Origin of the sequence: Spirulina subsalsa FACHB-351 (assembly GCF_026130165.1) — a bacterium.
Taxonomy (GTDB): Bacteria; Cyanobacteriota; Cyanobacteriia; order Cyanobacteriales; family Spirulinaceae; genus Spirulina_A; species Spirulina_A subsalsa_A.
Genome location: NZ_JAIHOM010000019.1, coordinates 33,028 through 56,483, shown reverse-complemented (window position 1 = coordinate 56,483; position 23,456 = coordinate 33,028). Strand labels below are relative to the sequence as shown.

Genomic DNA, 23,456 nt, shown 5'->3' with positions numbered 1-23,456 from the left:
GTTATAAACTTGTCGGCACGTTTCAAGGTGCATCTCAATCCTTTGGACTTGAGACTTTTTAGGCTTGAGTTTGAAATCGTAGGTCATCGTTATCATGCTCCCATTATAACACACTTAATAAAACTGGAAAGGCTCATTAAGTGTTGACGCTTCGCGGGTTACATACTGTTTTTCTTTTCATCCCCGTCCTAAAGTATCGGGGCTTTCAAGAAAACATGATCGGTAACGGATATACAAGGAGTTTTTTGATGAAACATCTAACTGTTTGGTTTATTTCTACTGGAGATAATATCCCTAGACTGGTCAGTGCCTATCCACTCCCCTAAAATTTAGTAAACCATGATTAGTGAATTAGATAGAGTTGTTTTAACCGTAGATTTACCGGAATATGATTTAAAATCCGGCGATATGGGCACCGTTGTCTTAGTCCATCAAGAAGGTTTGGGCTATGAAGTAGAATTTATGATGATCGCCGGAGAAACCGTTGCCATTGTTTCTCTCTTGAGTTCTCAAGTGCGGGAAATTGGAGACAGAGAAATTGCTCAAGCGCGGATTCTAGCATCATCATAAATGGGGGTTTCAGAAAACCAGAAACGTTTTTTTGCGTAGGAAAACCACGATTCGCTCCAACTTACTAAGTTCTAGATAAGTGCTATTTGTATATTGGGTCTAGCGATCGCGAAACCCAAAATTCACCAGAAGACTGTAGCTAACATTTCAGGATTTTTTGTATGGTATATCGGATAAATCAACCGACTAATTGACTCGTTTAATTCCTAATTTAATCATCAAAAATCTCATCAAAAACTTCTCGCTTGACTCGAAAATTCATTTCTGTTATTTTTTGGTACAAGACATCAAAATCTGAAATATAAATCTGACCTTCTAAGTGTAATTTACGAACCACTGCCAAGGTTCCTTTGACATTTAAGCCCAATCTTTGGGCTTCCTTTCTAGCCGCAAAATCATCTAAAATTATATAATCCGCTTGCAACTCTATTGCCAAAGAAATTGCTTCCGATTCTCCTCGACCTAGCCTATCATTTAAACGATTCGCCAAAGATAACAATTTAATTTCTTGAACTACTAATTTCTGATTTAAAATCAGTCGATTAACGTATTTTGATGCTGAATCGGGTTTGGCATTGATTTCTAATTGAACACTTAGGGGGATATAAAATTGATGTTCGTTATTGATGAAATTTTCTAGGAAGTCTAATCTAGCCAAAAAAATTAACGGAGAACAATTGAAAACAATTTTCATCGATTTTACCAAGTTTTCTCAATCTTAATATCTTCAGGAGTAAGATAAGAGAAATCAATACTCATCATTTGCAAAATCTTCAAAAGCATTTCCTGTTCCATCTCCATGATTTCTGCTCCTTTCTGAAGGCTAATTAATCGAGAAACTAAAGCACCCACGACAAAAACAAATTTTTCCTTTTGTTCGATATCATTAAACAGTTGCACTTCGGCAGCAATTTCTTGAAATTGGGTTGTGTTTTTCATGATTTTTTCTGGTTTTTTCAGTGATTATGAATCCGAATACCCATTGATAGTCCGAGCAATATCGATGCTATCGGGTCGAGGAAAAATGATGTAAACGGTTGAGGATGCGATCGCAGACCACTTCTCCATCTATAACTTGTCCCTGTTCAATTGGAGTGGCACTCATCGCAATTTCCTGACGCAGTTCAGTCAGGTATTGCTGGCGTTGGTCCAGGAGTTCTAGGGCGGCTAAGATGACCTCATAGGTGGATTGGTCATGTCTCCTGGGTTGAGTTGCTCCGCAATCCGTTGTTCTATTTCTGGAGTGAGGGATAGGTTCATGGCATCAGCAAGAGCGTGATTACCTTGATTATAGTAGTGGAGAAACGGCAGGGGCGATGAGACTCAAATCATGGCTCTGTCAGGACTTACGCATTTGGGAAGGGCCAACCATCAATCTATAGAAGCGATTCGCGAATCGCCCCTACATTTAGGGTTTATATGTAAGTCCTGACAGAGGCTGTTGGGGCGACTCAATTTCTGCGCCTTCGGGCAATAATAGAGGAGAGGCAGTTACAGGGAGAGTTGAGCCATGACTAGACGCTGGGTAAGTTCGCTGTTGACGGTTTCGCTGCTGTTGGGGATGGGTTCTCTGTCGCCTTGGGTGGAGGCACAGACGGTTTTGGTGCAGGGGAGAATGTCACCGGACTAAAGCTCTGGACCACTACAATCAAGCTTTGCCGATTCACCGAGAAGTGAGCGATCGCCATGGAGAAGCCACCACTCTTACTAACATTGGTAGCGTGTACAATGCCTTGGGCAACCGCCGTCAAGCCCTGGACTATCATAATCAGGCTTTGCCAATTCTGCGAGAAGTGGGCGATCGCCCTATGGAAGCCACCACTCTCAACAACATTGGCTTGGTGTACTATGGCTTGGGCAATCGGACTAAAGCTTTGAACTATTACCACCAAGCCTTGCCAATTCACCGAGAAGTGGGTAATCGCCCAGGAGAAGCCACAACTCTGCATAACATGGGCTTAGTGTACTATGCTTTGGGAAACCGGACTCAAGCCCTGAACTACTACAATCAGGCTTTGCCAATGAGGCGAGAAGTGGGCGATCGCTCAGGGGAAGCCACCACTCTCAATAATATTGGTGGAGTGTACAATGCCTTGGGCAAGCAGACGGAAGCATTGAACTATTACAATCAAGCCTTGCCCATTCAGCGAAAGGTGGGCAATCGCTCAGGGGAAGCCACCACTCTCAATAATATTGGTGGAGTGTACAATGCTTTGGGCAAGCGAATGGAAGCCCTGGACTACTACAATCAGGCTTTGTCAATTTTCCGAGATGTGGGCGATCGCTCTGGAGAAGCCGCCACCCTTACTAACATTGGTAGCCTGTACAATGCTTTGGGAAACCGAACTCAAGCCCTGGACTACTATCATCAGGCTTTGTCAATTTTCCGAAATGTGGACGATCGCCCAGGGGAAGCTGCCATCCTAACTAACATTGGTGAAGTTTACAATGCCTTGAGCAACCCAACAGAAGCCCTGAATTACTACAATCAAGCCTTGCCCATTCAGCAAGAAGTGGGCAATCGCTCAGGGGAAGCCAAGACTCTCAATGGTACTGGTGCAGTGTACCATGCCTTGGGCAACCGGACGGAAGCCCTGAATTCCTACAATCAGGCTTTACCCATTCTGCGAGAAGTGGGCGATCGCTCAGGGCAAGCCAGGACTCTCAATAACATTGGTGAAGTTTACCGTGCTTTGGGCAATTGGACTCAAGCCCTGAACTACTACAATCAGGCTTTACCCATTCTGCGAGAAGTGGGCGATCGCTCAGGGCAAGCCACTATCCTCAATAACCTTGGTGCAGTGTACAAGGACTTGGGCAACCGGACTGAAGCCCTGAACTACTACAATCAAGTCTTGCCAATGAGGCGAGAAGTGGGCGATCGCTCAGGGGAAGCCAGGACTCTAGGGAACATTGGTTCTGTGTACAAGGACTTGGGCAACCGGACTGAAGCCCTGAATTACTACAATCAGGCTTTACCCATTCTGCGAGAAGTTGGCGATCGCTCAGGGGAAGCCACCACCCTCAATAACATTGGCTTGGTGTACAATGCCTTGGGCAACCGAACTCAAGCCCTGCACTACTACAATCAGGCCTTACTGATTAGCCGAGAAGTGGGAGATCGCCCTGGGGAAGCCGCAACTCTCTATAACATTGGCTTGGTGTACAATGTCTTGGGCAACCGGACTCAAGCCCTGAACTACTACAATCAGGCTTTGTCAATTTTCCGAAAAGTGGGCGATCGCCCTGAAGAAGCCAACACCCTCAGCAACATAGCCTCCGTCTACCGAGACACCAACCAACCCGACAAAGCCATCACCTATCTGGAAGACTCCCTCAACATCCTCCTTGAACTCCGAGGTGAACTGCAAAAAGAATTCCGCGAAACTTTCCTCCAAACCAATCGCGGCCCAGCCGTCGCCATCGTTGACCTGCTCATCGACCAAAACCAGCCCCAACGCGCCTTTGAATGGGCCAACCGCTTCACCACCTACGAACTCGCCGACTATAACCGTCTCATCGGTGTGAGAGTCGCCAACCCGGAAGCCCAAGCCGCCCTCGATGACTGGAACGACCAATCCCAACAACTGCAAGCCCTCCGCCAACAACTGCAAGACAACTTCAGCCCCGCCCTCGTGGACCAACTGCGCGACTTAGAAGCCCAAGTCTTCCAGCAAGCGGAAACCCTCGCCGCCAATTACCCCGAAGTCGCCGAACTCTTTGAAATTCAACCCGAAGACCTCAGCCAACTGCAAGCCAGTCTCCCCCCCGGAACCGTCGTCTTGCAACCCGTCCTCCTCACCAACATCCAAAACGTTCCCAGCACGATCGCCCTCTTCCTCCTCAGCCGTGACAGCCTCAGCGTCCAGAAAGTCCCCATCGATGCCGATGAATTTAACAACTGGGTGACAGACTATCGCCAGATGCTCCAAAGCCGCAATTCTGGCTATCGTCGGGTTTCTGCCTCCCTCTACGACCACCTCATCCGCCCCGTTGCCCAAGACATTGAGGCACTCAACCCCCAACAACTCGCCATCATCGCCACCGGGTCCCTGCGACAATTCCCCTTTGAAACCCTCCGGGACTCACAAACCGACCGTTTCCTCCTGCAACAGTACCCCATCCATTACCTCACTCGTCTCTCCAGTCGTTCCCTCCTCGCCAATCCTTCCCCCTCCCGGTTTCTCACCTTTCCCCTATGGACGATTCCCCTCCTCCTGGGAGTCCTGGGCATTGGGGCGACAGTCAAACACCATTGGAAACTGGGGGGAACTTTGCTCACCGTCGCCCTAGTCACCGCCACCCTTTCCCCCCACTTCTCTGGGGACTACCGAGTGCTAGGTTTTGCCAATCCCCGACCGGAAAAATTTAATCTACCGGGAGCCGAAGCGGAAGTCGATGCCCTCCTCCGCCTCGCCCCAGAGAGTGAGATTTACCGCCACCAACAGGCCACCTTGGAGGTGTTCAAACGTCAATCCGCCCGTCATCGCTACCTACATCTCGCCACCCACGGCTGTTTTCAGCAATTGGGTTGTTGTTTGCAGGAGAATTGTCCCGATTATAAACCCGATATGAAACCCAACACCCTGTTATTTGCCGATGGAGAATATCCCCTAGCGGATGCGGCCTTACTGGGGTTACAGGATACGCAATTGGTGGCCTTAACCGCCTGTCAGACCGCGTTACAGACCAATATCGATGGAGATGCGATTATGGGGATGGCTTATATTTGGGAACGTGCCGGGGCCCGGGCGTTGATAGCGACGTTGTGGAATGTGGATGACCAGGCGACAGAGGCAGTGACAACGGAATTTTATCGTCTGGTGATGCAGGAGGGGTTAACCAAGGTGGAGGCGTTGCGTCAGGCGAAGTTAAGTCAGTCTCACCGTCATCCGTTTTTCTGGTCGCCCTTGGTGTTGATTGGCGACCCCCGTTAGCTAACCGCCGATTTTAAAACTTTTCTTGAATCATTAGGTCATAGGCCTTATCTTGAGAGAGTTGTAGCTGATAATGATTAACCTCCAGAAATGCGATCGCCGTAGCCAGAGCGGTTCGTTTATTGCCATCCAGAAAAGGGTGATTCATTAGGGCTTTGGACCATTTTAAGAGCGAGAAACTGCAAGGTTTTAGGGATAAATAATCAAAAAGGCTTGCCTTTTTTCGACTCCCCCTGTTCCCTGTTCCCTAGCCCCACGAGTAGAGTTATTCAGCAAGCCCTAGATATTGACCACCAAAGGTTGCTTGAGGTTGGGCTAGGGCAGATTCAAGCAGTTCTTGATCGCGGATGCCATGAGACCCACTAAACTGAGCGATCTGAGCCTGTGAATGAGATTTTATGCGAAAAAGTGCAACCGACATAGGGGTAAGGAATCCAAGAAAAGGTCAATGTGAAGTTCTCCCCCGCTAACCCTTCGGGTATAACGGGCGACCCCTGCTGACTTTAGGTTGGGGTCAAGTTTTTGGCGATCGCAGCCTTTTGTATAACCTGCAATAACTCTTGAGGATGATGGGCCAAACCATCGGGTCTATACTGGGTGAGGATATCCGTTGAATTAAACCCCCAAGTCACCGCAATCACAGGCACTTGGCACCGACGGGCGGCTTCAATATCTCGCGTTTCATCCCCCACATAAAGCATCGCCGAGGGAACTAACTCATTACAGCGCAAAAACTGCTGAATTAATTTGTGTTTCCCGAAAATCGTTGTCCCAGACGAGATAAAACAAAACAAATCCTCCAACTGATGAGCCGCTAAAAACTTGATCACATTCTCCTGAGAATTAGACGTAACAATACCCAACTCATAACCCTCCTGTTTTAACTGCTCAAGTGCTTTATCCATACCCCAGATCGGAGCAATCTGACTAATCTCCTTATTTAACTCTCGTTTTGCTCTGCGCAAGAGAAAGGGAATTTTAAAGGGGGAAAGCTTAGATTGACGGACAATTTCCTCAGAACTGAGGTGTCTCAGTTGTCGCGCCTCATCCTCATTCACCGGTTCATAGCCAAATTCCCCCGCTAAACCGTTAAGAATCTGAATAAAGGTGGGGCGAGTATCGGCAATAGTTCCATCAAAATCAAACACAATAAAACGTAGGGTCATGATGTTCCGGATGGGGGCGGGTGGTTGTTGGGCGGATGATTCCTATAATTAGCACGAGCATTGCGTCTCCACATGGCGGGTTTAATTCGTCGTAACGCAGAAGCACGAAACCGTTGATCCCATTCTGCCTCAGATAGGGTAGCGAGATCCGCCAGTTTAGGGGCTAGGTTGTGGGGATAGGGTTGAAATTCCCCAAGATCCGTTTCTTGGGCAAAGCGTTCATTCCAAGGACAAACATCTTGGCAAATGTCGCACCCAGCCACCCAACCCGAGAGACGAGCGGATATCTCCTCGGGTAAGGTTTCGGCGCGGTTCTCAATGGTATGGTAGGCAATACAGGCGTTAGCATCCACCACAAAAGGCTGTTTAATCGCTTGGGTTGGACAAGCTTCTATACAACGGGTACAGGTGCCGCAATGTTGGCTATGGGGTTGATCCGGTTCGAGTTCTAGGTTGGTTAACACTTCCCCCAAAAAAACCCAACTGCCAAATTCCCGCGTAATCACATTACTATTTTTAGCAATCCACCCCAGTCCGGCCTGTTGCGCCCAAACTTTATCTTGAATGGGGCCGGTATCGGCATAAAATCGCGCTTCTATGCCCTCTCCTTGGGCTTCTAACCATTGAGTCAGGGCTTTTAACCTCTTGTGTAACACTTTATGGTAATCCCGCCCCCAACCGTAGCGGGAGATTTTCCCGACTTCGGGATCTGTCGAGTGGGCATGGGGGGTGTAGTAATTGAGGGCGACACAAATCACAGAACGAACAGTGGGCAGGAGAGCGCGGACATCAAAGCGTTTGGGGTTGGCCATCCAAGCCATCTCAGCTTGATAACCTAATGCTAACCATGTTTTGAGGGGATCTGTGGCGTTCTCCTCTAGCACAGGGTAAGCAATACCGACTTTGTGGAATCCGAGGGCGATCGCTTGGGCTTTGACTGTCTCGGCTTTGAGGTGAATATTATCGAGGGTCACGGATTTTGCCTGTGATAGTGATCACAAACAAACCAATATACACACTAAGGTGGATTTAGGCAAATTTTAGTGACTTTTATTTGCATAACTTTACAAAACTTTGCATAATAGGAAACAAGGAAGCCAAAAGCGACCTTCATTCACACAAAGACGAAAATTTGAGAGAGACTTTATGACTTACATGACAACTTCTCCCATCAACACCATTAATGCAGAGCAGTTGGCTAATCCAGTCTCCGCAACCACGGCTCAACTGAAACGCCTCAGCGTTGATGATCAACTGGCTTTACTCTGGCTGGCTTATACCGAGTTAGGTCGTTCTATCACCCCGGCGGCACCCGGTGCGGCTCGTCTCCAGTTTGCAGAAGGCCTCCTAAACCAATTCCGTCAAATGTCCCGGGATGAACAGTTACAAGCCATGCGGGACTTGGTGAATCAAGTCAATACTCCCATCTCTCGGGCCTATGGGATTTTGAGTGTTAACACGAAGCTGGCCTTCTGGTACACTCTCGCGGAAATGATGGAAGAGGGAACTGTGATTCCCGTTCCCAGTGGCTACACCATGAGCGATGGGGTGTTAAAGGCCTTTGATGTGCTGCAACGTCTAGAGTTTGGTCAACAAATCACCGTGTTGAGGAATGCCGTGGTGGATATGGGAGTTGACCCTCTCGCCTAGGTTTCAAGAATAAAGGGGGCGCAAACTGCGCCCCCTTGCAATGTCGTTCGTAGTCAAAACTTTAAACACTTAAAATAAATGGTTTTTTCCCTTCATTCTTCTGATACTCTGACCATTCAAGGTGTTAATCAAGCTGTGATTGGTCAGTATTTCACGGCTTTAAATGCTGGCGATTTTGCGGCAACGGCTCAACTCTTTGCCCAACAAGGGGAGTTATATCCACCCTTTGAAGAAGCGATCGCCGGCCCAAGCGCCATCCAACATTACTTAGAACAGGAAGCCCAAGGATTACGCTGCGAACCCCAACAAGGGGAAACCCTCACACGAGACAATGACATGACCTTAGTGCAAGTGAAAGGTCGGGTACATACCCCTGTATTTAGCGTCAATGTAGCTTGGCAATTCCTGCTCAACCCCAACTCAGAAATCCTCCAGGTGCAGGTGAAACTCTTGGCTTCTCTCGAAGAATTGCTGAGTTTACGCCGTTAGTTAAACTTGGGCTGGTTGAGCAAAGGCCCGCGCCAACCAACTGCGTCCTAATTCTACATCCTTGGGCGCGCATTGCCAGTCAGGATGGCTGGTCATTAACAAACTTTCGAGACTTTCTCGGTCGAACAAGTGCCACACCGGAGCCCCATTCACTTCCGAGGCGATCGCATAACAATTCGTGCTAACACAATATACTGTCACAGATTGGGCAACCCGCTCAATCTGCATTTTTTCTTGAGGCTGTAACCGCCTAAACTGCCGAATCAACCCTTTCCAAGCCTCTAAATCCGTCACCAGCAAACCCGGAATCATCACCGTGAGATCCGATTCACCATTGACCCAAATCCAGTAATTCCGAGAGGGATCCACACCCATCAACCAGGGGAACTCATCATCAAGGCGATAGCGGGGGCTAAGAACAAAAGGCTCTGTCATGGTTATGCAGGATGTTTCATTAATTAGCAATCAACGGCATGGGACTTACAAGCTGTGAGATCAAGCTGTGAGATGAAAGCCCGCGCCCCATACTGTTTTCAAATGGTAATAATCTGTTTTATTAATGGGCAAAAACTTTACAAAAGTTACCATTACAGCCTAAAGTCACTAATTTTCGTAACATAACTTTACATTTCGCCAAAGGTTTGGGCGATTGTTCGGTGTTAGATCGCCAATCTTGGGATGGAGTGGGATCAGGATGTCAACTCCGAACCTCCCAAGTGGGGAGAACATCATAAGCTTTAATTAATCTGTAAAAACGGGAAAATTTTAGATTTTCCCCTTAGAGTTTCCCTAGAGACAGCAGGTCATGATGTCCCCTCATTCTCACCAAAAATTAGTGTGCATCTATGAGAACGAATAGTCCCGAGAAAACTCGATCTCTGGCTAAAATCTCTTCTTGACCCCAGACAGATTCCTGACTGCTCCAAACGGCTAAAACTAGCGAACTTCTTTGCCTAGATATAACTCAAACCGAACAGTTCTCTGGATTGACTGTATGTTTATTAACCTGTCTTCCTTAACACTTCTGCTCAAGAAGCTCAAGCTACGCAACACTATTCTAGTTGGTTATTCTATTCCCATTGTGTTATCCGGTGTGACGGCCTTGGTGGTTTATGTGCAGGGGGTGCGACAAGTGGAAAAGCAAACCCAACAAGTTGCCCAGTTACATGAACATATTAATCAAGTCAAAGACCTTGCCTTTAGTATCTCTGCCATGGAAAAAGCAGCAAGGGGTTACTTAATGGGAGAGAAAAGTGCAGAATTAGGGATTTATGAACAATGGGATAGTCGATTTTATGAGCAATCAGAAATTATTCGCGATTTAATCGACGATCCTCAACAACGCCAGACTTTAAATGAAATTATCGAAGTAGGCGATCGCATGAATGAACTCTATCGCCGTCTGATCTCCTACGTTCAACTCAACAACCGCAGCAAATCCCAACAAATCTGGCAACAGGGGCAAGTCCAAGCCATCACCCAAAATCTGAGCGAATTAGTCAACACCTTTGAAGCTTACGAACAAGCCCAACTCGCCCAAGAACGCCAACAACAACAGGCCGCCCTGCAATTTTTAACCTTCTTAGTCTTTAGCATTGCCTGTCTGTCCGGAGGCATTGCCTTTGTCTCTGGGGTCAGCATTGCCTCAGCCGTCAGTCACCACCTCACCCAAGAAGCCAGTGCCATTACCCAATCCTCCCTAGAAATTGCCGCCACCATGGAACAACAGGAACGGAACACCTCCCAACAAGTAGCAGCCGTCAGCCATGCCAGCATTACCTTTGATGAACTCAATGCCTCCTTCCGTAAAGCCGAAGAACAGGCCGCCCATTCCGCCGTCGATGCCAGTCATGCCCTTGACCTCTCAGAAAACGGGAAACTCGCCGTCCAGCGAACCCTAGAGCGAATGCAAATCCTAGAAAACAAAGTCGAGGAAATTCGCGACCAAACCGAACGACTGCGGGAAAAATCCTCCCGCATTGAAACCATCAGTCAATTAGTGGGGGAACTGGCCGCCCAAACCAATATGCTCGCCCTCAACGCCGCCGTAGAAGCAGCGCGGGCCGGGGAACAGGGTCGAGGTTTCGGCATAGTTGCCACAGAAATCCGTCGCTTGGCCGATGAAAGTAAAACCTCCGCTCAGAATATTGGGGACTTAATCGGGGAAATTCGCCTCGAAATTACTAGCACCGCCCAGGCCACAGAAGCTGGGACAGAAACCGTTAAGCAAGGAGTCGTCATTAGTCAAGAAATGGCCCAGGCCTTTGGGGGGGTAGCGGATGCCGTGGAAAGTGTGGTCAATAACAATCAGATGTTAGCTTTGAATGCCAAACAACAGGTCGCGGCGATGGAGCAAATGTTACAGGTTATGAATGAAATCACCCAAGCCGCCCAAAATAATGCGGCCAGTGTGACCCAAGTTCGCAGTGGTGTGTCTTTCCTCAACGTTGCCTTAGAAAATCTCAAAGCCTTGGTCTGAACTACCCGACACTGACTCTATTTCGAGCAAGCTTCGCTAACGATTACAGCGCGAGCTTCCCAGCCAACAAAGTTTAAGGGAGATTGGTTTAGCTCCCCGCCGAGAAGCCCTTTCAATCCTAGCTATACCATGACGAATCTCGCCCCGACCCTAGCCCCCACTGCCCTCTGTCCCCGTTGTGGCAAAACCCATTTAAGCCTCGATTCGGTTTCCCAGACCCGGCGGGACCATCACCCCTTCTGGATAGATTGTCCTACCAATCCCGTGGACTGGCTAGAAGAACAGGTCAAACTGGGATTACAGCCCCCCTCTGTCTTTAAGGTGGCTCAAGACCAGATGGAAGAGGAGATGCGCCAAGCCCTGTTAGTGGAGAAAATCGCCGGGAATGACCCCGAAACAACCCGCTGGGTGCAAGAGTTAATCCGCCAAGCGGGGGGCTTTGATGCCGCTTTTCGGGCTGCTTTTGGGGAGAAGGCCACCCAGTTGGCGCAAGATAGCCAACAGCGTTATCCTCTCAGTCGCCGCAAGTTTATCCAAAACCTGTTAATCGGGGCGATGTTGGTCACGTTAGCCAATTGCGGGGAGGCGACATTATCGGAGGACGAGGATAGTTTAGCCCAGCGTCGCCTAGAAAAGACCCATTTAAAAATTGCCTTTTTGCCCATTGCTTGTGCAACGCCCATTGTAATCGCTCAACCGTTGGGGTTTTATGAAAAACATGGGCTAACGGTGGAGTTGGTGAAGATGAACAGTTGGCCTGAATTACGGGATGCTGCGATCGCCGGAGAATTTGATGCTTACCATATGTTATCCCCCATGCCCCTCGCCATGTCCTTGGGATTAGGTTCTCAAGCGACAGCGATTCGCTTGGCTAGTATTGAAAACAACAACGGCAACGCCATTGTCGTCGCCCTCCGTCATCGAGAACGCATTCAGGGAGCGGCTGATTTTAACGGTTTTCGCATTGCTGTCCCCTATATTTACTCCATGCACAATCTCCTGTTGCGCTACTATTTAGCCGCCGGAGGAGTTCATCCGGATCGGGAGGTGGAAATTGTGGTGGCCTCTCCTATGGCGGCACTGGAAGAGTTACGCAATGGGTCGATTGATGCCATGTTAGTGGCAGAACCCTTTAATCAATTAGCCGTTGATCAAAATATAGGTTTTATTCATCTCTTGAGTCAGGAATTATGGGCTGGACATCCTTGTTGTTCTTTTACAGCCTCGAAAGCGTGGATTGACGAGTATCCCAGTACCTTCCGGGCGGTGAATAAAGCCATTATTGAAAGTGCCTACTACACCAGACGGTCAGAAAATCGCCGTGAAGCCGCCCAAGCCGTAGCGGGGGCAGAATACTTAAATGTTTCCCCAACGGCCTTAGAAAGTGTATTTACAGGGCAATTTGAAGATGGTTTAGGGAATCGGCGCAATGTTCCCAATCGCATTGATTTTGATCCCTATCCTTGGAAAAGTTTTTCCTATTGGATGACAACTCAATTTAAGCGCTGGGGGTTTTTATCAGATCCGAATATTGACCACGAGGATATCGCCGATGAGGTGTTTATGACGGCTTTAGCGCGTCAGTTGAGCAAGCAGTTAGGTCAAAATCCCCCGACATTGATTATGCGCATTGAAGACTTAAAATATGACCGTTTTGACCCGACGAATCCCCCGGAATATTTAACCCGGCAGTTAGAGAGATTCGAGTTTTAGCAGAACAAAGGGAATTGATAATTGATAATTGATAATTGATAATTGATATTAGAAACCGGGTTTTTGCTAGGGTGTATCGAGAAAACTAGACAATGAACGCAACCCGGTTTCTGGCTAAAGTTAGTCAATGACATTACACCCGACTCCTGACTCCCCTGCTCCCCCTGCTCCCCTGCTCCCCCTCTCCCCGAGTTATTCAGCAAGCCCTACCTATTGACGACGATCCAAGACATTAGCCAACAAAGCCACCGGAATCATGGGAATGGCAGGTAATGCACAAATCAGCCATTGATTCAGGGAAAGGGGAGCCGTGTCAAATAAATCATTCATGACACCCCATTGACTGAAGATAACCTGTAAGAGTACCGCACTGCCTACCCCAAAGAAAATGGCCGAAGAATTAGACTCAGGACTCGGTAGCTTACGCAGACGACGGACAATCGCCACCCCTAACTGACTAATACTGAGTAAGTAGACAATCCTCGCCAACACGAGGGCTTGAATGGCCATTGTGCGCCCAATGGCGATGTCCCCTGTCGTGGTTCGCGCCCACTCGAAAATCCCGAAAATCAGAATCCAGTTAAACAGGGAAATTAAGCCAATTCGTTGGAGGAGTTTTCCTGAAAGTAGGGGGGCCTTGGGATTCAAAGGCGGCTGCTGCATTACTCCCAATGATTTGGGTTCAAAGGCTAAGGGAACCGTCATGGTGACAGAGTTAATCATATTCAGCCAGAGAACCTGTAGGGAGAGAATGGGCAAATCTCGCGCCAAAACTGCACTAATGAGAATGGTCATCGATTCTCCCCCATTCACCGGGAGGAGGAAGGCGATCGCTTTTTGCAAATTCTGGTACACCGTGCGCCCTTCTTCCACCGCCGCCGAGATGGAGGCAAAGTTATCATCAGTTAACAGCATGGCCGAAGCTTCCCGCGCCACATCCGTCCCTGCTTTGCCCATGGCAATCCCAATATCAGCCTGTTTCAAGGCCGGGGCATCATTCACCCCATCCCCCGTCATCGCCACCACTTCGCCCTTACTTTGCAACGCTTCCACCAGTTGCAATTTTTGGGCAGGGGCTACCCGGGCAAAAACCACCCCATCCTCTACTGCTTGGGTGAGTTCGTGATCGGCCATTTTGCTCAACTCTCGCCCTTCAAAGGCAATCACCGGGTTAGATTTCCCTAATCCCATCCGTTCAGCGATCGCCTTTGCTGTGGTGATGTGGTCCCCGGTAATCATCTTGACCTGAATTCCGGCCGAGTGACAAGCATGAACCGAGGCGATCGCTTCGGGACGCGGAGGATCAATCATCCCCTGTAAACCCAGAAACTCTAGCCCTGATTCTAAATCTCCATGATCCACCGAGTGGGTTTGATTGGGGACAATTTTCCGGGCAAAGGCTAACACCCGCAATCCTTGGGCGGCCATCACTTCCACCTGTTGCTCCACAGGTTGAGGGTCAAGGGGGATGGTTTTTCCCCGAGCGTTCAAGGTGTGGGAACAACGAGGGAGTAAGGCTTCCACCGACCCTTTCACATAAATCACCCGAGGGGAATGATCATGAAGAGTAGCCATATATTGGTATTCCGACTCGAAGGGAATACTATCTAAGCGCGGCATAGACCCCGTTAGACCTGATTTACTATAGCCCATCTTTTTGGCCGCCGTAATCAGCGCCCCTTCGGTGGGATCTCCAATCACAGACCAATCATTCCCCTCTTGTTCCAAACGGGAATCATTACACAATAAACCCGCCTTGAGACATTCATCTAAGACCGGGTGATCATCAAGACGAATGTTTTGATGAGCGGGGTCATCAGTGGCGAGTAAGATATCTCCTTTGGGACTATACCCCCCTCCCGTGACTTTATAATTTTCCCCCCCAGCATAAATTCTTTGTACCGTCATCTGGTTTTCGGTCAGGGTGCCGGTTTTATCGGAACAAATCACCGTCGCACTGCCCAAGGTTTCCACGGCTGGCAGTTTGCGGATAATAGCATTGCGCGCTGCCATGCGATTGACCCCAATGGCTAGGGTAATGGTGACAACGGCCGGAAGTCCTTCGGGGATGGCACTGACGGCTAAGGCAACGGCCGCGTCAAACATATGCACCCAGGATTCCCCTTGTCCTAAACCGACGGCAAAGGTAAAACTCGCTAAACCGAGAATGACGTAGAGCAGGGTGTGACTAAATTTAGCAAACTTGCGCGTTAAGGGGGTGCTAAGACTAACTTGTTTTTGTAAGGATTGGGAAATTTTGCCCACTTCCGTTTGATTGGCCGTAGCAACCACTACCCCTCTGCCTTGTCCAAAGGTGACGAAACTCCCGGCATAGGCCATATTATGGCGTTCTGCGAGGGGGGTATCTTCGGCTAAGGTTTCTGTGGTTTTTGTCACGGGGACAGATTCCCCGGTGAGGGCGGACTCATCGACTTGTAAACTGCGCAGGCTGAGGAGTCGTAAGTCGGTCGGGACTTTATCCCCCGAGGCGATGAGGACAATATCGCCGGGGACTAATTCTTGAGACGGGACTGGATAGTTTTGTCCGTCGCGGATGACGATGGCTTCAGTGGTGACGGCTTTGGCGAGGGAGGCGATCGCACCTTCTGCCTTGGCTTCCTGTACAAAACCGATAATCGCGTTAATTAATGTCACCCCCCAGATCACCGAGGCATCGGTCCAAGAGTTCAACAAGGCTTTAACCAACCCGGCAATGAGGAGAATATAAAGTAACGGTTGATTAAATTGTAAGAGAAACCTCAACCAAGCGGGTTTAGCGGGTTGAAACTCTAGTTCATTGGGGCCATATTCTTCATAGCGCCTTGCTGTTTCTTCGGCCGTTAGCCCCTTTTCCCAATTCGTGTTAAATGATTCAATCACCCCTTGATCGGATACAGCATGATAGGGGTGATTTGTAAGCTTAGGTGGCATAATACCTCCGACTGAACCCTGTGTCCCCATCATTCTGACATCCTCTCCACGGAAATCACAGCAAACAGGGAGAATTTTTGATTGGGGAATTGGGAGAGAGGGAGCAGGGGAGAGGGGGAGCAGGGGAGCAGGGGAGCAGGGGAGCAGGGGAGATGGGGAGAGGGGGAGTCGGGAATAATTATCAATTATCCATTATCCATTATCCATTATCAATTCCCCCTAATTTTTTTAAAGCTTTTTCCGCCGCTTGCTTCTCGGCCGCTTGTTTTTTGCGACCTTGCCCCACTCCGTAGACCTTCCCCCCAACACGCACCTCGATGATAAACTCCTTCGCGTGGTCGGGGCCAAACTCCTCCCGCAGCACATACTGGGGAGTTTCCCCATGTTCCGCTAACGCCCATTGTTGAAACTGATTCTTGGCATCAATGAATTTAGGGCTTGGGTTTTTTGGGGAAGACTGAGTAATTGTATCGAGTCCTAATGCTAAAAAAGGCTCGACATAACGTTTCACCGCTTCAATTCCCGCCTCGCAAAAATAAGCCCCTATCAAAGCTTCAAAAACATCACAGAGTAGGGCGGGATTATCCCTTCCGCCGTCTTTTTCTGCCCCTCGTCCTAGGCGCATTTTCTGCCCAGCCTTTAAAAGACGCGCAAAATGAGCAAACTGTTGTTCGTTCACTAAGTTGGCACGTAAACGAGTCAGTTGAGCTTCATCGAAATGAGGATACTTGTTATACAAGAATTCACCCACAATAAAGCCTAAAATCGCATCCCCCAAAAATTCGAGCCGTTCATTATGTTGTCCTGCGTTAGGGTGTTCATTAATATAAGAACGATGGGTTAAGGCTTGTTGTAATAATTTTTGATCTTGAATGGGAGGAAGTTCTTGCACCATGTTTGAAATGACCGTAATTTTACGGATGAAACTGCCCGGAAGAACCTGTGATCAAACTCACACAAGGATGGTGTGGTTGATCGATGACCCCAGGACGGTTACTGATCATACTAGAATTCAACAAAAGTGTTGGGTTATTTCTCCGGTAAAGGAAAACCCACATAATCTTTAACTGACTCCGGCAAAACTTTACAGAACCTTCACCTATTAAGGCCAAAAATCCCGTTTAATAGGAATAGGTTAAACGACAGTTTACTGAGGGCATGACCTAACACCGGAGCAGTTCATCTGAGGGAAGTTGTTTGATCTAGTCTATCTGGAGTCAATCTTAGACCGATAAACAAACGGATGAACAGGGCGAGGGGCAACTACATCATTTTGACTGACTTCCTCAAGAACGTAACAATTGTCAACAACAGCTAAACCGCAAGACGACAGGGAGATAACCATGAAAGGGACAATCAAATCTTTATTAATCAGTGCTTCGATGGCAGTTGGGATGAGCGCGATCGCAACTAGCTCCGCTCTGGCTGCTACTTTAAACTTAACCAACGTGCAATTGTTTGGTGATGATTATCTGGTCTATGGTGCCGATGATGCCATTACTGCCTTAACAGATACCGATCGCTACAGCCATATTGAGTTAAACGCTGCTGATGAAAACCTTAGCACCAATACCACAGGCTTTACAGGAAATTTAGGCTCTACCCTCGTTAAAGTAGAAGGGATTAACGCCGATGATTGGAGTGGTGGTTTAGGCGCTCAATGGTTAAGTGATTTTACCGCCGCCTATCCAGCCATCGCTGGCGCTAGCTTCATGGGGATGAACCTGGGTTCCATGATTGCGGACACCGCCGCCACCGTCATCGGACGTGCTGGCGACCCCAACATCTCTTATATGGCGAAAGATAGTACAACGGGCGTTATTGAGATGGACTTAATCGGCCACCACAACATCTGGAATGCTCCTTGGTTGCAACTGGCTATCAATGAACAAGTTCAAATCATGTCTGCTCAAACTGGAATGCCTGTCTGGATGGTAGCGATGGGTGTTAATTCTCTGATGACTCAACTCAAACAAGCGGTTCCCCTGCTGCAAATCAGCGAAATTGCTAAAGTGACCATTGATGGCAAAGTGTCCTACGCTTATGGCTTCTCTGCGGTGGAAACTGGGGTTTTAGCGGCTGATGCAGGCGTGGGTGATTCTTCCTCTCACACCGGACGTTACACCATCGCCCTCCAAGGCACTCCCGAAAAAGATCGGGCTGATGTTCCTGAACCTTCTCTCATGATTGGTTTAGCCTTAGTGGGTGGTGCAGTAGTCGCCTCCAAACGCAAATCCTAAGCTTTTTCTCTCCTAGCTTTTTCTCTCAGTTGAGGCTGAATCAGCACCTGTTGAGTCTCTACAATCAGCCTCACCCTTGAGGAACAAGTTGCGTCTAGGTCTAGGGGAGTTCGTTTACTCCCTTTCTCCATATTTTCCCTAGCCTTCTCCATGATGGGGAAGGCTATTTTTTAGCAATGATTAAAAATCTAATGAAAGCAACCGCAAGATAAGGGGAATTTTGCCTCTTTTTTTGAGTGATACTCCGCTATTTCACGGAAATTCATCGAAACTTTACAAAAAAGCCCTAATCATTTACCGTAGCTTCATATAATATTCAGTAAGATCACTGAAACAAGAGGGTGCAATTGTCTGTTACAGACTCCGAATTTTTCGCTATATCCTAAGTGACAGGTCTACAGTCTGACCGTTGGGAGTTAACCAGAGGGGGTCAAGCAGACTCACTAGAGAAGTAGTTTGTTCTAACGATGATTCTCTCTTGCGAAAAAGTCATAGGGTCTTGGTGTACTTCCAAAATCTCCCCCAAAATATCGTCGGGTGCCAGTCTAGACAAATTCACAATATCTATGGGGCTTTAGTATTATGAGTATTCAAAAAATGTCTTTGACGGCTTCCCTTGCGGCCATGATTCTGATGGGAGGAGGGCAAGGACAAATCGCAGAAGCTGCCACCTTTGTTCTCTATGATGGAACAGCGAATACTTTACCAAGTCAACAAGGTGAGCTTGCGTTTGGGGCTTTTTATAATACCAGTCTGCTTTCTAATGAAACTCGTTTTGTGACCACGGGTGAAGGTGGTGCGACTTTGGTGACAAATGCGGTGGGGAATACGCTGGTGGGGAGTCGTTACAATGCTACTTATGCCGGTTATAGCAATTACAGTCCTTTTTTTGGGATACCTGTGAACAGTGATTTCCCGACGTTAGATACAACGGTGGGTTTTACGCTGTCGTTTAATTTGGCGATTCATGAGGCGTTTAATCCTTCCCCCAATGAGGCCGGTTTTAGTGTGTTGGCGATCGCAGATAATGGTTGGGGGATTGAGTTAGGCTTTACCCAAAATAGTATTTTCAGCCAGTCTGGGAGTTTTACCGCCGCTCAAACGGCAAGTTATAACACCAGTGGCAATACCCAGTATGATTTACAAGTTCTCGATCAGACCTATCGGTTATTGGTCAATGGGACTGAATTATTAATGGGGGAATTACAGCAATATGGCCAACGGTCCAGCAATCCTTTACCCTTTAATCCTTACGCCCAGACGAATTATCTGTTTTTGGGTGATAATAGTCCCAGCAGTCATGCTAGGGTGACGTTGTTTTCTGCACAGGTCGATACAACGGCGGGGAATGTTAATTTTGGGGGGAATGATTCAGACTCCGGGAATGGGGGAGGGAATGATTCAGACTCTGGGAATGGGGACAGTGGAGAGGTAGATTGGACTGATGTCACCAACGGTAATGGCAACGGGGAAAACACCGATGAGGGGACAACGAAAGTACCGGAGCCTTCGGCTTTGTTGGGTTTAGGTGCGATCGCCACTTTCTTGTTGCGCAAACGATTCCAACAATAGGTAGGGCTTGCTGAATAACTCGGGGAGAGGGGGAGCAGGGGAGCAGGGGAGCAGGGGAGAGGGGGAGCAGGGGAGAGGGGGAGCAGGGGAGCAGGGGAGAGGGGGAACAATTATCAATTATCAATTATCAATTCCCTTGTTGAGTCCAGCGTTGGGCTTTTTCAGCAGACCCAATATATTGGGGTGGTTCATTTGATCAGGGCGACGGATTGCACCTAAAATGCTCTTGATTCAGCAATCATAAATCAAGCCTGTGATAACAAAAGAGTCGATTTCCGTCGGATCCTTAGATTGGTTTTACCGAAAAGTCCAAGCAGAACAAGAAACCGATAAAGCCCCCGTGGTTCTTCTCCACGGTATTCCCTCCCAAAGCTATAGTTGGCGGTGGCTCATGCCAGCCCTAGCAGAACAGGGAAGGGATGCGATCGCACCGGATTGGATTGGTCACGGGTTTTCTGCCAAACCCGATAAACGGGATTTTGCCTACACCCCAGACGCTTATATACAAGCCCTCAGCGACCTTCTGGATGCGTTAGAAATTCAGACCTGTTCTCTGGCCGTCCAGGGCTTTTTAGGCTCCGTTGGGCTACAATTTGCCTTGCGCCATAGCGATCGCCTTGAACGCCTGATCATCTTTAATACCCCCCTCAGTCCCAGTGCTAAACTCCCCTGGAAAATGCAGCAGTGGGGCATCCCCCTAGTTGGCGATATGTTAACCCAAGATCCCCTTCTCATTGACCGCACCTTAGAAGGAGGCAGTGGGTTCCAAATTGCCGACGACGACCTAGACATCTACCGTCGCCCCTTCCTGCAAACCTCCTCCACCGGGCGTTCCCTCGTCGCCACCATCAAAAACCTCCAACTCCCCCAAGCGACAGCCGAAATAGCCGACGGATTGAAAACCTGGCGTAAACCCACCCAAATTATCTGGGGAATGCTAGATCCTTGGCTCGACAGTGCCATGGTCGAACCCTTCGCGAGTCAATCCAATGTGGAATGGGTGAAACTGCCCGAAGCCAAACACTACCCCCAAGAACACTGGGGAGAAGAAATCGAACCCGATTTAGTAACTTTTTTGCGCCGTCAGTTCGTTTAAGGTCGCGAAACTCTGTATTCTAGTGATATCAAATCGATTTAAGGCAACAAACCATTATGAAACAGCTAAGGTCTATTCTGGCTTTGCTCTTGGTCTTGATGACCTCCTTCCTCGTAGCCTGTGGGAGCGGTGTGGCTAAAGCGCCCCCCACCTATACCCCCGAGAAAGTAGCTCAAATTTCCACCTATCTAGCCCCCGTCAAAGCCGCTAGAGAACGGATGCCCGAGTTAGGACAACTGATTGAACAAAAAGCCTGGAATGACGTTGATTCCTTTATCCACGGTCCCCTGGGAGACTTACGAGCCAGCACCAGCGCTGTCACCCGCGCCCTGTTGACCAAAGATCAACCCAAAGCGCAAGACACGGCGAAAGAACTATTCGCCCATTTTGAACGTATCGACGAAGCCGCCCAAGGTCGCGCCTATAAACTCGCTTTGGCTGAGTATAAAGGGGCCGTGGGGGATTTTGATGCCTTTATTAACTTGATTCCCACCCAGAGTGATTCATGAGTCGAGTGGTTATTGTCGGGGGGGGGATTGTCGGAGCGGCGATCGCTTATGAGTTAAGTTTAGTAGCAGGGCTAGAGATTACCCTGTTCGATCGTTCTGTTCCTGCATCGGGGTCTACCAACGCCGCCCTCGGCGTACTCATGGGGGCCATTAGCCAGAAACACAAAGGCAGGGCCTGGCAATTGCGGGCTACCAGTATTCAACGCTACGCCACCCTGCTCCCCCAACTGACCGCAGAACTGGGGCAACCCATCCCCCACAATAATCAGGGGATTTTGATGCTCTGTTTTGACCCCACAGAACTCCCCCGTTGGCAAAAGCTCATTGAACAACGGGCGAGTCAGGGCTGGACTCTGGAACTGTGGGATGTCGCTCAACTGCGCGATCGCACCCCCCAAATTCAAACCTCCCGTGCGATCGCCGCCATCTACTCCCCCCAAGACCTGCAACTAGACCCCACCGCCCTCACCCAAGCCCTCCTCACCGCCGCCCAAAATCGCGGCGTGACCTGTCACTTTGGGGTTGAAGTGCAAAATTTCTCCACAACAGCCCCAGAAGGCTCAGAAACCCGGCAATGCAACCACGTTCAAACCACCCTAGGATCCCTTGAATGTGATCGCTTAGTCCTAGCAGCCGGGTTAGGTTCAACCGCCCTCACCCAAGCCCTCGCCACTCCCGTGGATCTCCGCCCCGTCCTAGGACAAGCCCTGCATCTAGAACTAGATCATCCCCTCAGCGACTCCTTTCAACCCGTCATCACCGGGGAAGATGTGCATATTGTCCCCATCGGCGGTTCAGAATACTGGCTAGGGGCAACGGTGGAATTTCCCAACAATCAAGGGGGATTAGTCCCCAACCCCCTCTTATTAGAAGAAGTGCGACAACGGGCCAGTGAATTTTGTCCCGACCTCGCCACCGCCAAAATTATCCGCACCTGGTCCGGCCAGCGCCCCCGTCCCGAAGGTCGCCCAGCCCCCATCATTGAACCCCTCCAAGGGTATAGCAACGTGATCTTAGCAACGGGACATTATCGCAATGGGGTTCTCCTAGCCCCGGCCACAGCCCTAGCTGTGCGGGATTGGATGATCAACAGTTCTCACCCTCCTGATTGATCACCGCTTGAACCATCTGTTGCGCCACCTCCTTCATCTTATAACGAGCAACCCAGCCTAACTTTTCCTTAGCCTTGTGGGGATTACCACGACTGACCGCGATATCTGTGGGACGGAATAAACTTTGGTCTGTAATGACATGATCTCGCCAATCTAAACCTAAACAGGCAAAAACTTCGGCGACAAAATCCTCTAGACTATGGGTTTCTCCGGTACAGACGACATAATCATCCGGTTCCGGGTGTTGCAACATCAAATACATCGACTCAACAAAATCCGGAGCCCATCCCCAATCCCGTTGAATGGATGTATTGCCGAGGTGGAGTTTATCCTGTTGACCTTGAGCAATGGCATAGGCCGCTGAGACGATTTTCTGAGTTACAAAGCGTTGGGGACGGAGGGGGGAGTCATGATTAAACAAAATCCCCGAACAAGCGAAAATATTATAGGCTTCCCGATAGTTGGCCACCTGCCAAAAGGCGGCCGATTTGGCCACCGCGTAAGGACTCCGAGGCCGAAAGGGAGTCATTTCGTCGGCAGGAAGATCAGGCGTATTGCCAAAACATTCACTAGACCCAGCATTGTAGAATTTGATCTCGGCTCCTGTAAAGCGAATGGCCTCTAGGAGGTTTAAGGTGCCTCCGTTGATGCTTTCCATTGTCTCGACAGGAAGTTCAAAGGAAAGACCGACGGAGGTTTGTCCGGCTAGATTATAGATTTCATCAGGTTGTACTTTGTTGATGACTTGCAAGACGCTGCGAAAGTCATTGAGGGACATCGAGGCGACTTTAATGCGATCGCGCAGTCCCAACCGTTGCAAGTTACCAAAGGAACACATTTGAGCATCTCGCGAAGTTCCCCACACTTGATAATCCTTGTGTAGAAGGAGATCCGCCAGATAAGCGCCATCTTGTCCAGAAATTCCACAAATTAAGGCTGTCTTCAAGGGAGATAGATTGAAAGCGACACTAACTAGCAATTCATGCCAGTTC

The 23,456-nt window shown here is 48.9% G+C and carries 20 protein-coding genes and 1 pseudogene; 11 read left to right on the top strand and 10 right to left on the bottom strand.

Translation table 11 applies throughout. The features are described 5' to 3' along the window. Positions 1–87: helix-turn-helix domain-containing protein (locus K4A83_RS23050; protein WP_407809861.1), on the bottom strand; the 87-nt coding region annotated here is incomplete at its 3' end. Between the two features lie 252 nt (positions 88–339). Here K4A83_RS23050 and K4A83_RS05630 point away from each other — a divergent pair. Then, positions 340–570, top strand: a complete 231-nt coding sequence (locus tag K4A83_RS05630; protein ID WP_265263466.1) for a DUF4926 domain-containing protein — start codon at positions 340–342, stop codon at positions 568–570. Positions 571–781: 211 nt separating this feature from the next. Here the strand turns inward: K4A83_RS05630 and K4A83_RS05625 are convergent, their stop codons facing one another. Together K4A83_RS05625 and K4A83_RS05620 are read right to left on the bottom strand one after the other, a co-directional pair. Further along, the gene (locus tag K4A83_RS05625) at positions 782–1,264 is read right to left on the bottom strand and encodes a hypothetical protein (RefSeq protein WP_265263465.1); all 483 of its coding nucleotides are present in this window, start codon (positions 1,262–1,264) and stop codon (positions 782–784) included. 5 nt (positions 1,265–1,269) lie between these two features. Continuing rightward, complete coding sequence (locus K4A83_RS05620; protein ID WP_265263464.1) at positions 1,270–1,509, bottom strand: hypothetical protein; 240 nt, start codon at positions 1,507–1,509, stop codon at positions 1,270–1,272. 716 nt (positions 1,510–2,225) lie between these two features. Here K4A83_RS05620 and K4A83_RS05615 point away from each other — a divergent pair. Further along, positions 2,226–5,507 (top strand): CHAT domain-containing protein, encoded by a 3,282-nt coding sequence (locus tag K4A83_RS05615; protein ID WP_265263463.1) that lies wholly within the window; start codon positions 2,226–2,228, stop codon positions 5,505–5,507. A gap of 13 nt (positions 5,508–5,520) precedes the next feature. On the opposite strand, the pseudogene K4A83_RS05610 reads toward K4A83_RS05615, so the two are convergent. From K4A83_RS05610 to queG, 3 genes and pseudogenes are all read right to left on the bottom strand, one after another. Next, positions 5,521–5,658 (bottom strand): annotated as a pseudogene (locus K4A83_RS05610) (type II toxin-antitoxin system death-on-curing family toxin); the annotation flags it as partial. Between the two features lie 352 nt (positions 5,659–6,010). Then, positions 6,011–6,673: an HAD-IA family hydrolase gene (locus K4A83_RS05605; protein WP_265263462.1), complete on the bottom strand. Its 663-nt coding sequence runs from the start codon at positions 6,671–6,673 to the stop codon at positions 6,011–6,013. After that, the gene (gene queG / locus K4A83_RS05600) at positions 6,670–7,647 is read right to left on the bottom strand and encodes a tRNA epoxyqueuosine(34) reductase QueG (protein WP_265263461.1); all 978 of its coding nucleotides are present in this window, start codon (positions 7,645–7,647) and stop codon (positions 6,670–6,672) included. Before queG ends, K4A83_RS05605 begins: the two co-directional genes overlap by 4 nt. Before the next feature lie 172 nt (positions 7,648–7,819). Between queG and K4A83_RS05595 the strand changes: the two genes are divergently transcribed. Both K4A83_RS05595 and K4A83_RS05590 read left to right on the top strand, forming a co-directional pair. After that, on the top strand, positions 7,820–8,323 hold the full coding sequence (locus tag K4A83_RS05595) for an orange carotenoid protein N-terminal domain-containing protein (RefSeq protein ID WP_265263460.1): 504 nt from the start codon (positions 7,820–7,822) through the stop codon (positions 8,321–8,323). A gap of 78 nt (positions 8,324–8,401) precedes the next feature. Then, positions 8,402–8,812, top strand: coding sequence for a nuclear transport factor 2 family protein (locus tag K4A83_RS05590; protein WP_265263459.1), 411 nt, complete (start codon positions 8,402–8,404; stop codon positions 8,810–8,812). Here the strand turns inward: K4A83_RS05590 and K4A83_RS05585 are convergent, their stop codons facing one another. Continuing rightward, on the bottom strand, positions 8,813–9,247 hold the full coding sequence (locus K4A83_RS05585; RefSeq protein WP_265263458.1) for a hypothetical protein: 435 nt from the start codon (positions 9,245–9,247) through the stop codon (positions 8,813–8,815). 559 nt (positions 9,248–9,806) lie between these two features. Between K4A83_RS05585 and K4A83_RS05580 the strand changes: the two genes are divergently transcribed. Together K4A83_RS05580 and K4A83_RS05575 are read left to right on the top strand one after the other, a co-directional pair. Continuing rightward, positions 9,807–11,291, top strand: a complete 1,485-nt coding sequence (locus K4A83_RS05580) for a methyl-accepting chemotaxis protein (RefSeq protein WP_265263456.1) — start codon at positions 9,807–9,809, stop codon at positions 11,289–11,291. A gap of 129 nt (positions 11,292–11,420) precedes the next feature. After that, positions 11,421–13,004 carry an ABC transporter substrate-binding protein gene (locus tag K4A83_RS05575; protein WP_265263455.1) on the top strand — a complete coding sequence of 528 codons (1,584 nt, stop codon included), beginning with the start codon at positions 11,421–11,423 and terminating at the stop codon, positions 13,002–13,004. A gap of 210 nt (positions 13,005–13,214) precedes the next feature. On the opposite strand, the gene K4A83_RS05570 is transcribed toward K4A83_RS05575, so the two are convergent. After that, positions 13,215–15,935, bottom strand: coding sequence for a cation-transporting P-type ATPase (locus tag K4A83_RS05570; RefSeq protein ID WP_265263454.1), 2,721 nt, complete (start codon positions 15,933–15,935; stop codon positions 13,215–13,217). Between the two features lie 199 nt (positions 15,936–16,134). Then, a complete protein-coding gene (gene rnc / locus K4A83_RS05565; RefSeq protein ID WP_265263453.1) occupies positions 16,135–16,830 on the bottom strand; it encodes a ribonuclease III in 696 nt (231 codons plus the stop codon). Between the two features lie 448 nt (positions 16,831–17,278). Between rnc and K4A83_RS05560 the strand changes: the two genes are divergently transcribed. From K4A83_RS05560 to K4A83_RS05540, 5 genes are all read left to right on the top strand, one after another. After that, positions 17,279–18,175 (top strand): NF038130 family PEP-CTERM protein, encoded by an 897-nt coding sequence (locus K4A83_RS05560; RefSeq protein ID WP_265263452.1) that lies wholly within the window; start codon positions 17,279–17,281, stop codon positions 18,173–18,175. A gap of 582 nt (positions 18,176–18,757) precedes the next feature. Beyond that, positions 18,758–19,747: a PEP-CTERM sorting domain-containing protein gene (locus tag K4A83_RS05555; protein WP_265263451.1), complete on the top strand. Its 990-nt coding sequence runs from the start codon at positions 18,758–18,760 to the stop codon at positions 19,745–19,747. A 253-nt stretch (positions 19,748–20,000) separates the two neighbouring features. Continuing rightward, on the top strand, positions 20,001–20,843 hold the full coding sequence (locus K4A83_RS05550; protein ID WP_265263450.1) for an alpha/beta fold hydrolase: 843 nt from the start codon (positions 20,001–20,003) through the stop codon (positions 20,841–20,843). Positions 20,844–20,899: 56 nt separating this feature from the next. Next, the gene (gene psbQ, locus K4A83_RS05545; protein WP_265263449.1) at positions 20,900–21,352 is read left to right on the top strand and encodes a photosystem II protein PsbQ; all 453 of its coding nucleotides are present in this window, start codon (positions 20,900–20,902) and stop codon (positions 21,350–21,352) included. Beyond that, the gene (locus K4A83_RS05540; RefSeq protein WP_265263448.1) at positions 21,349–22,464 is read left to right on the top strand and encodes an NAD(P)/FAD-dependent oxidoreductase; all 1,116 of its coding nucleotides are present in this window, start codon (positions 21,349–21,351) and stop codon (positions 22,462–22,464) included. Before psbQ ends, K4A83_RS05540 begins: the two co-directional genes overlap by 4 nt. On the opposite strand, the gene K4A83_RS05535 is transcribed toward K4A83_RS05540, so the two are convergent. After that, positions 22,439–23,410, bottom strand: a complete 972-nt coding sequence (locus K4A83_RS05535) for a GDP-mannose 4,6-dehydratase (protein WP_265263447.1) — start codon at positions 23,408–23,410, stop codon at positions 22,439–22,441. The genes K4A83_RS05540 and K4A83_RS05535 overlap by 26 nt on opposite strands. Between the last annotated feature and the right edge of the window lie 46 nt (positions 23,411–23,456).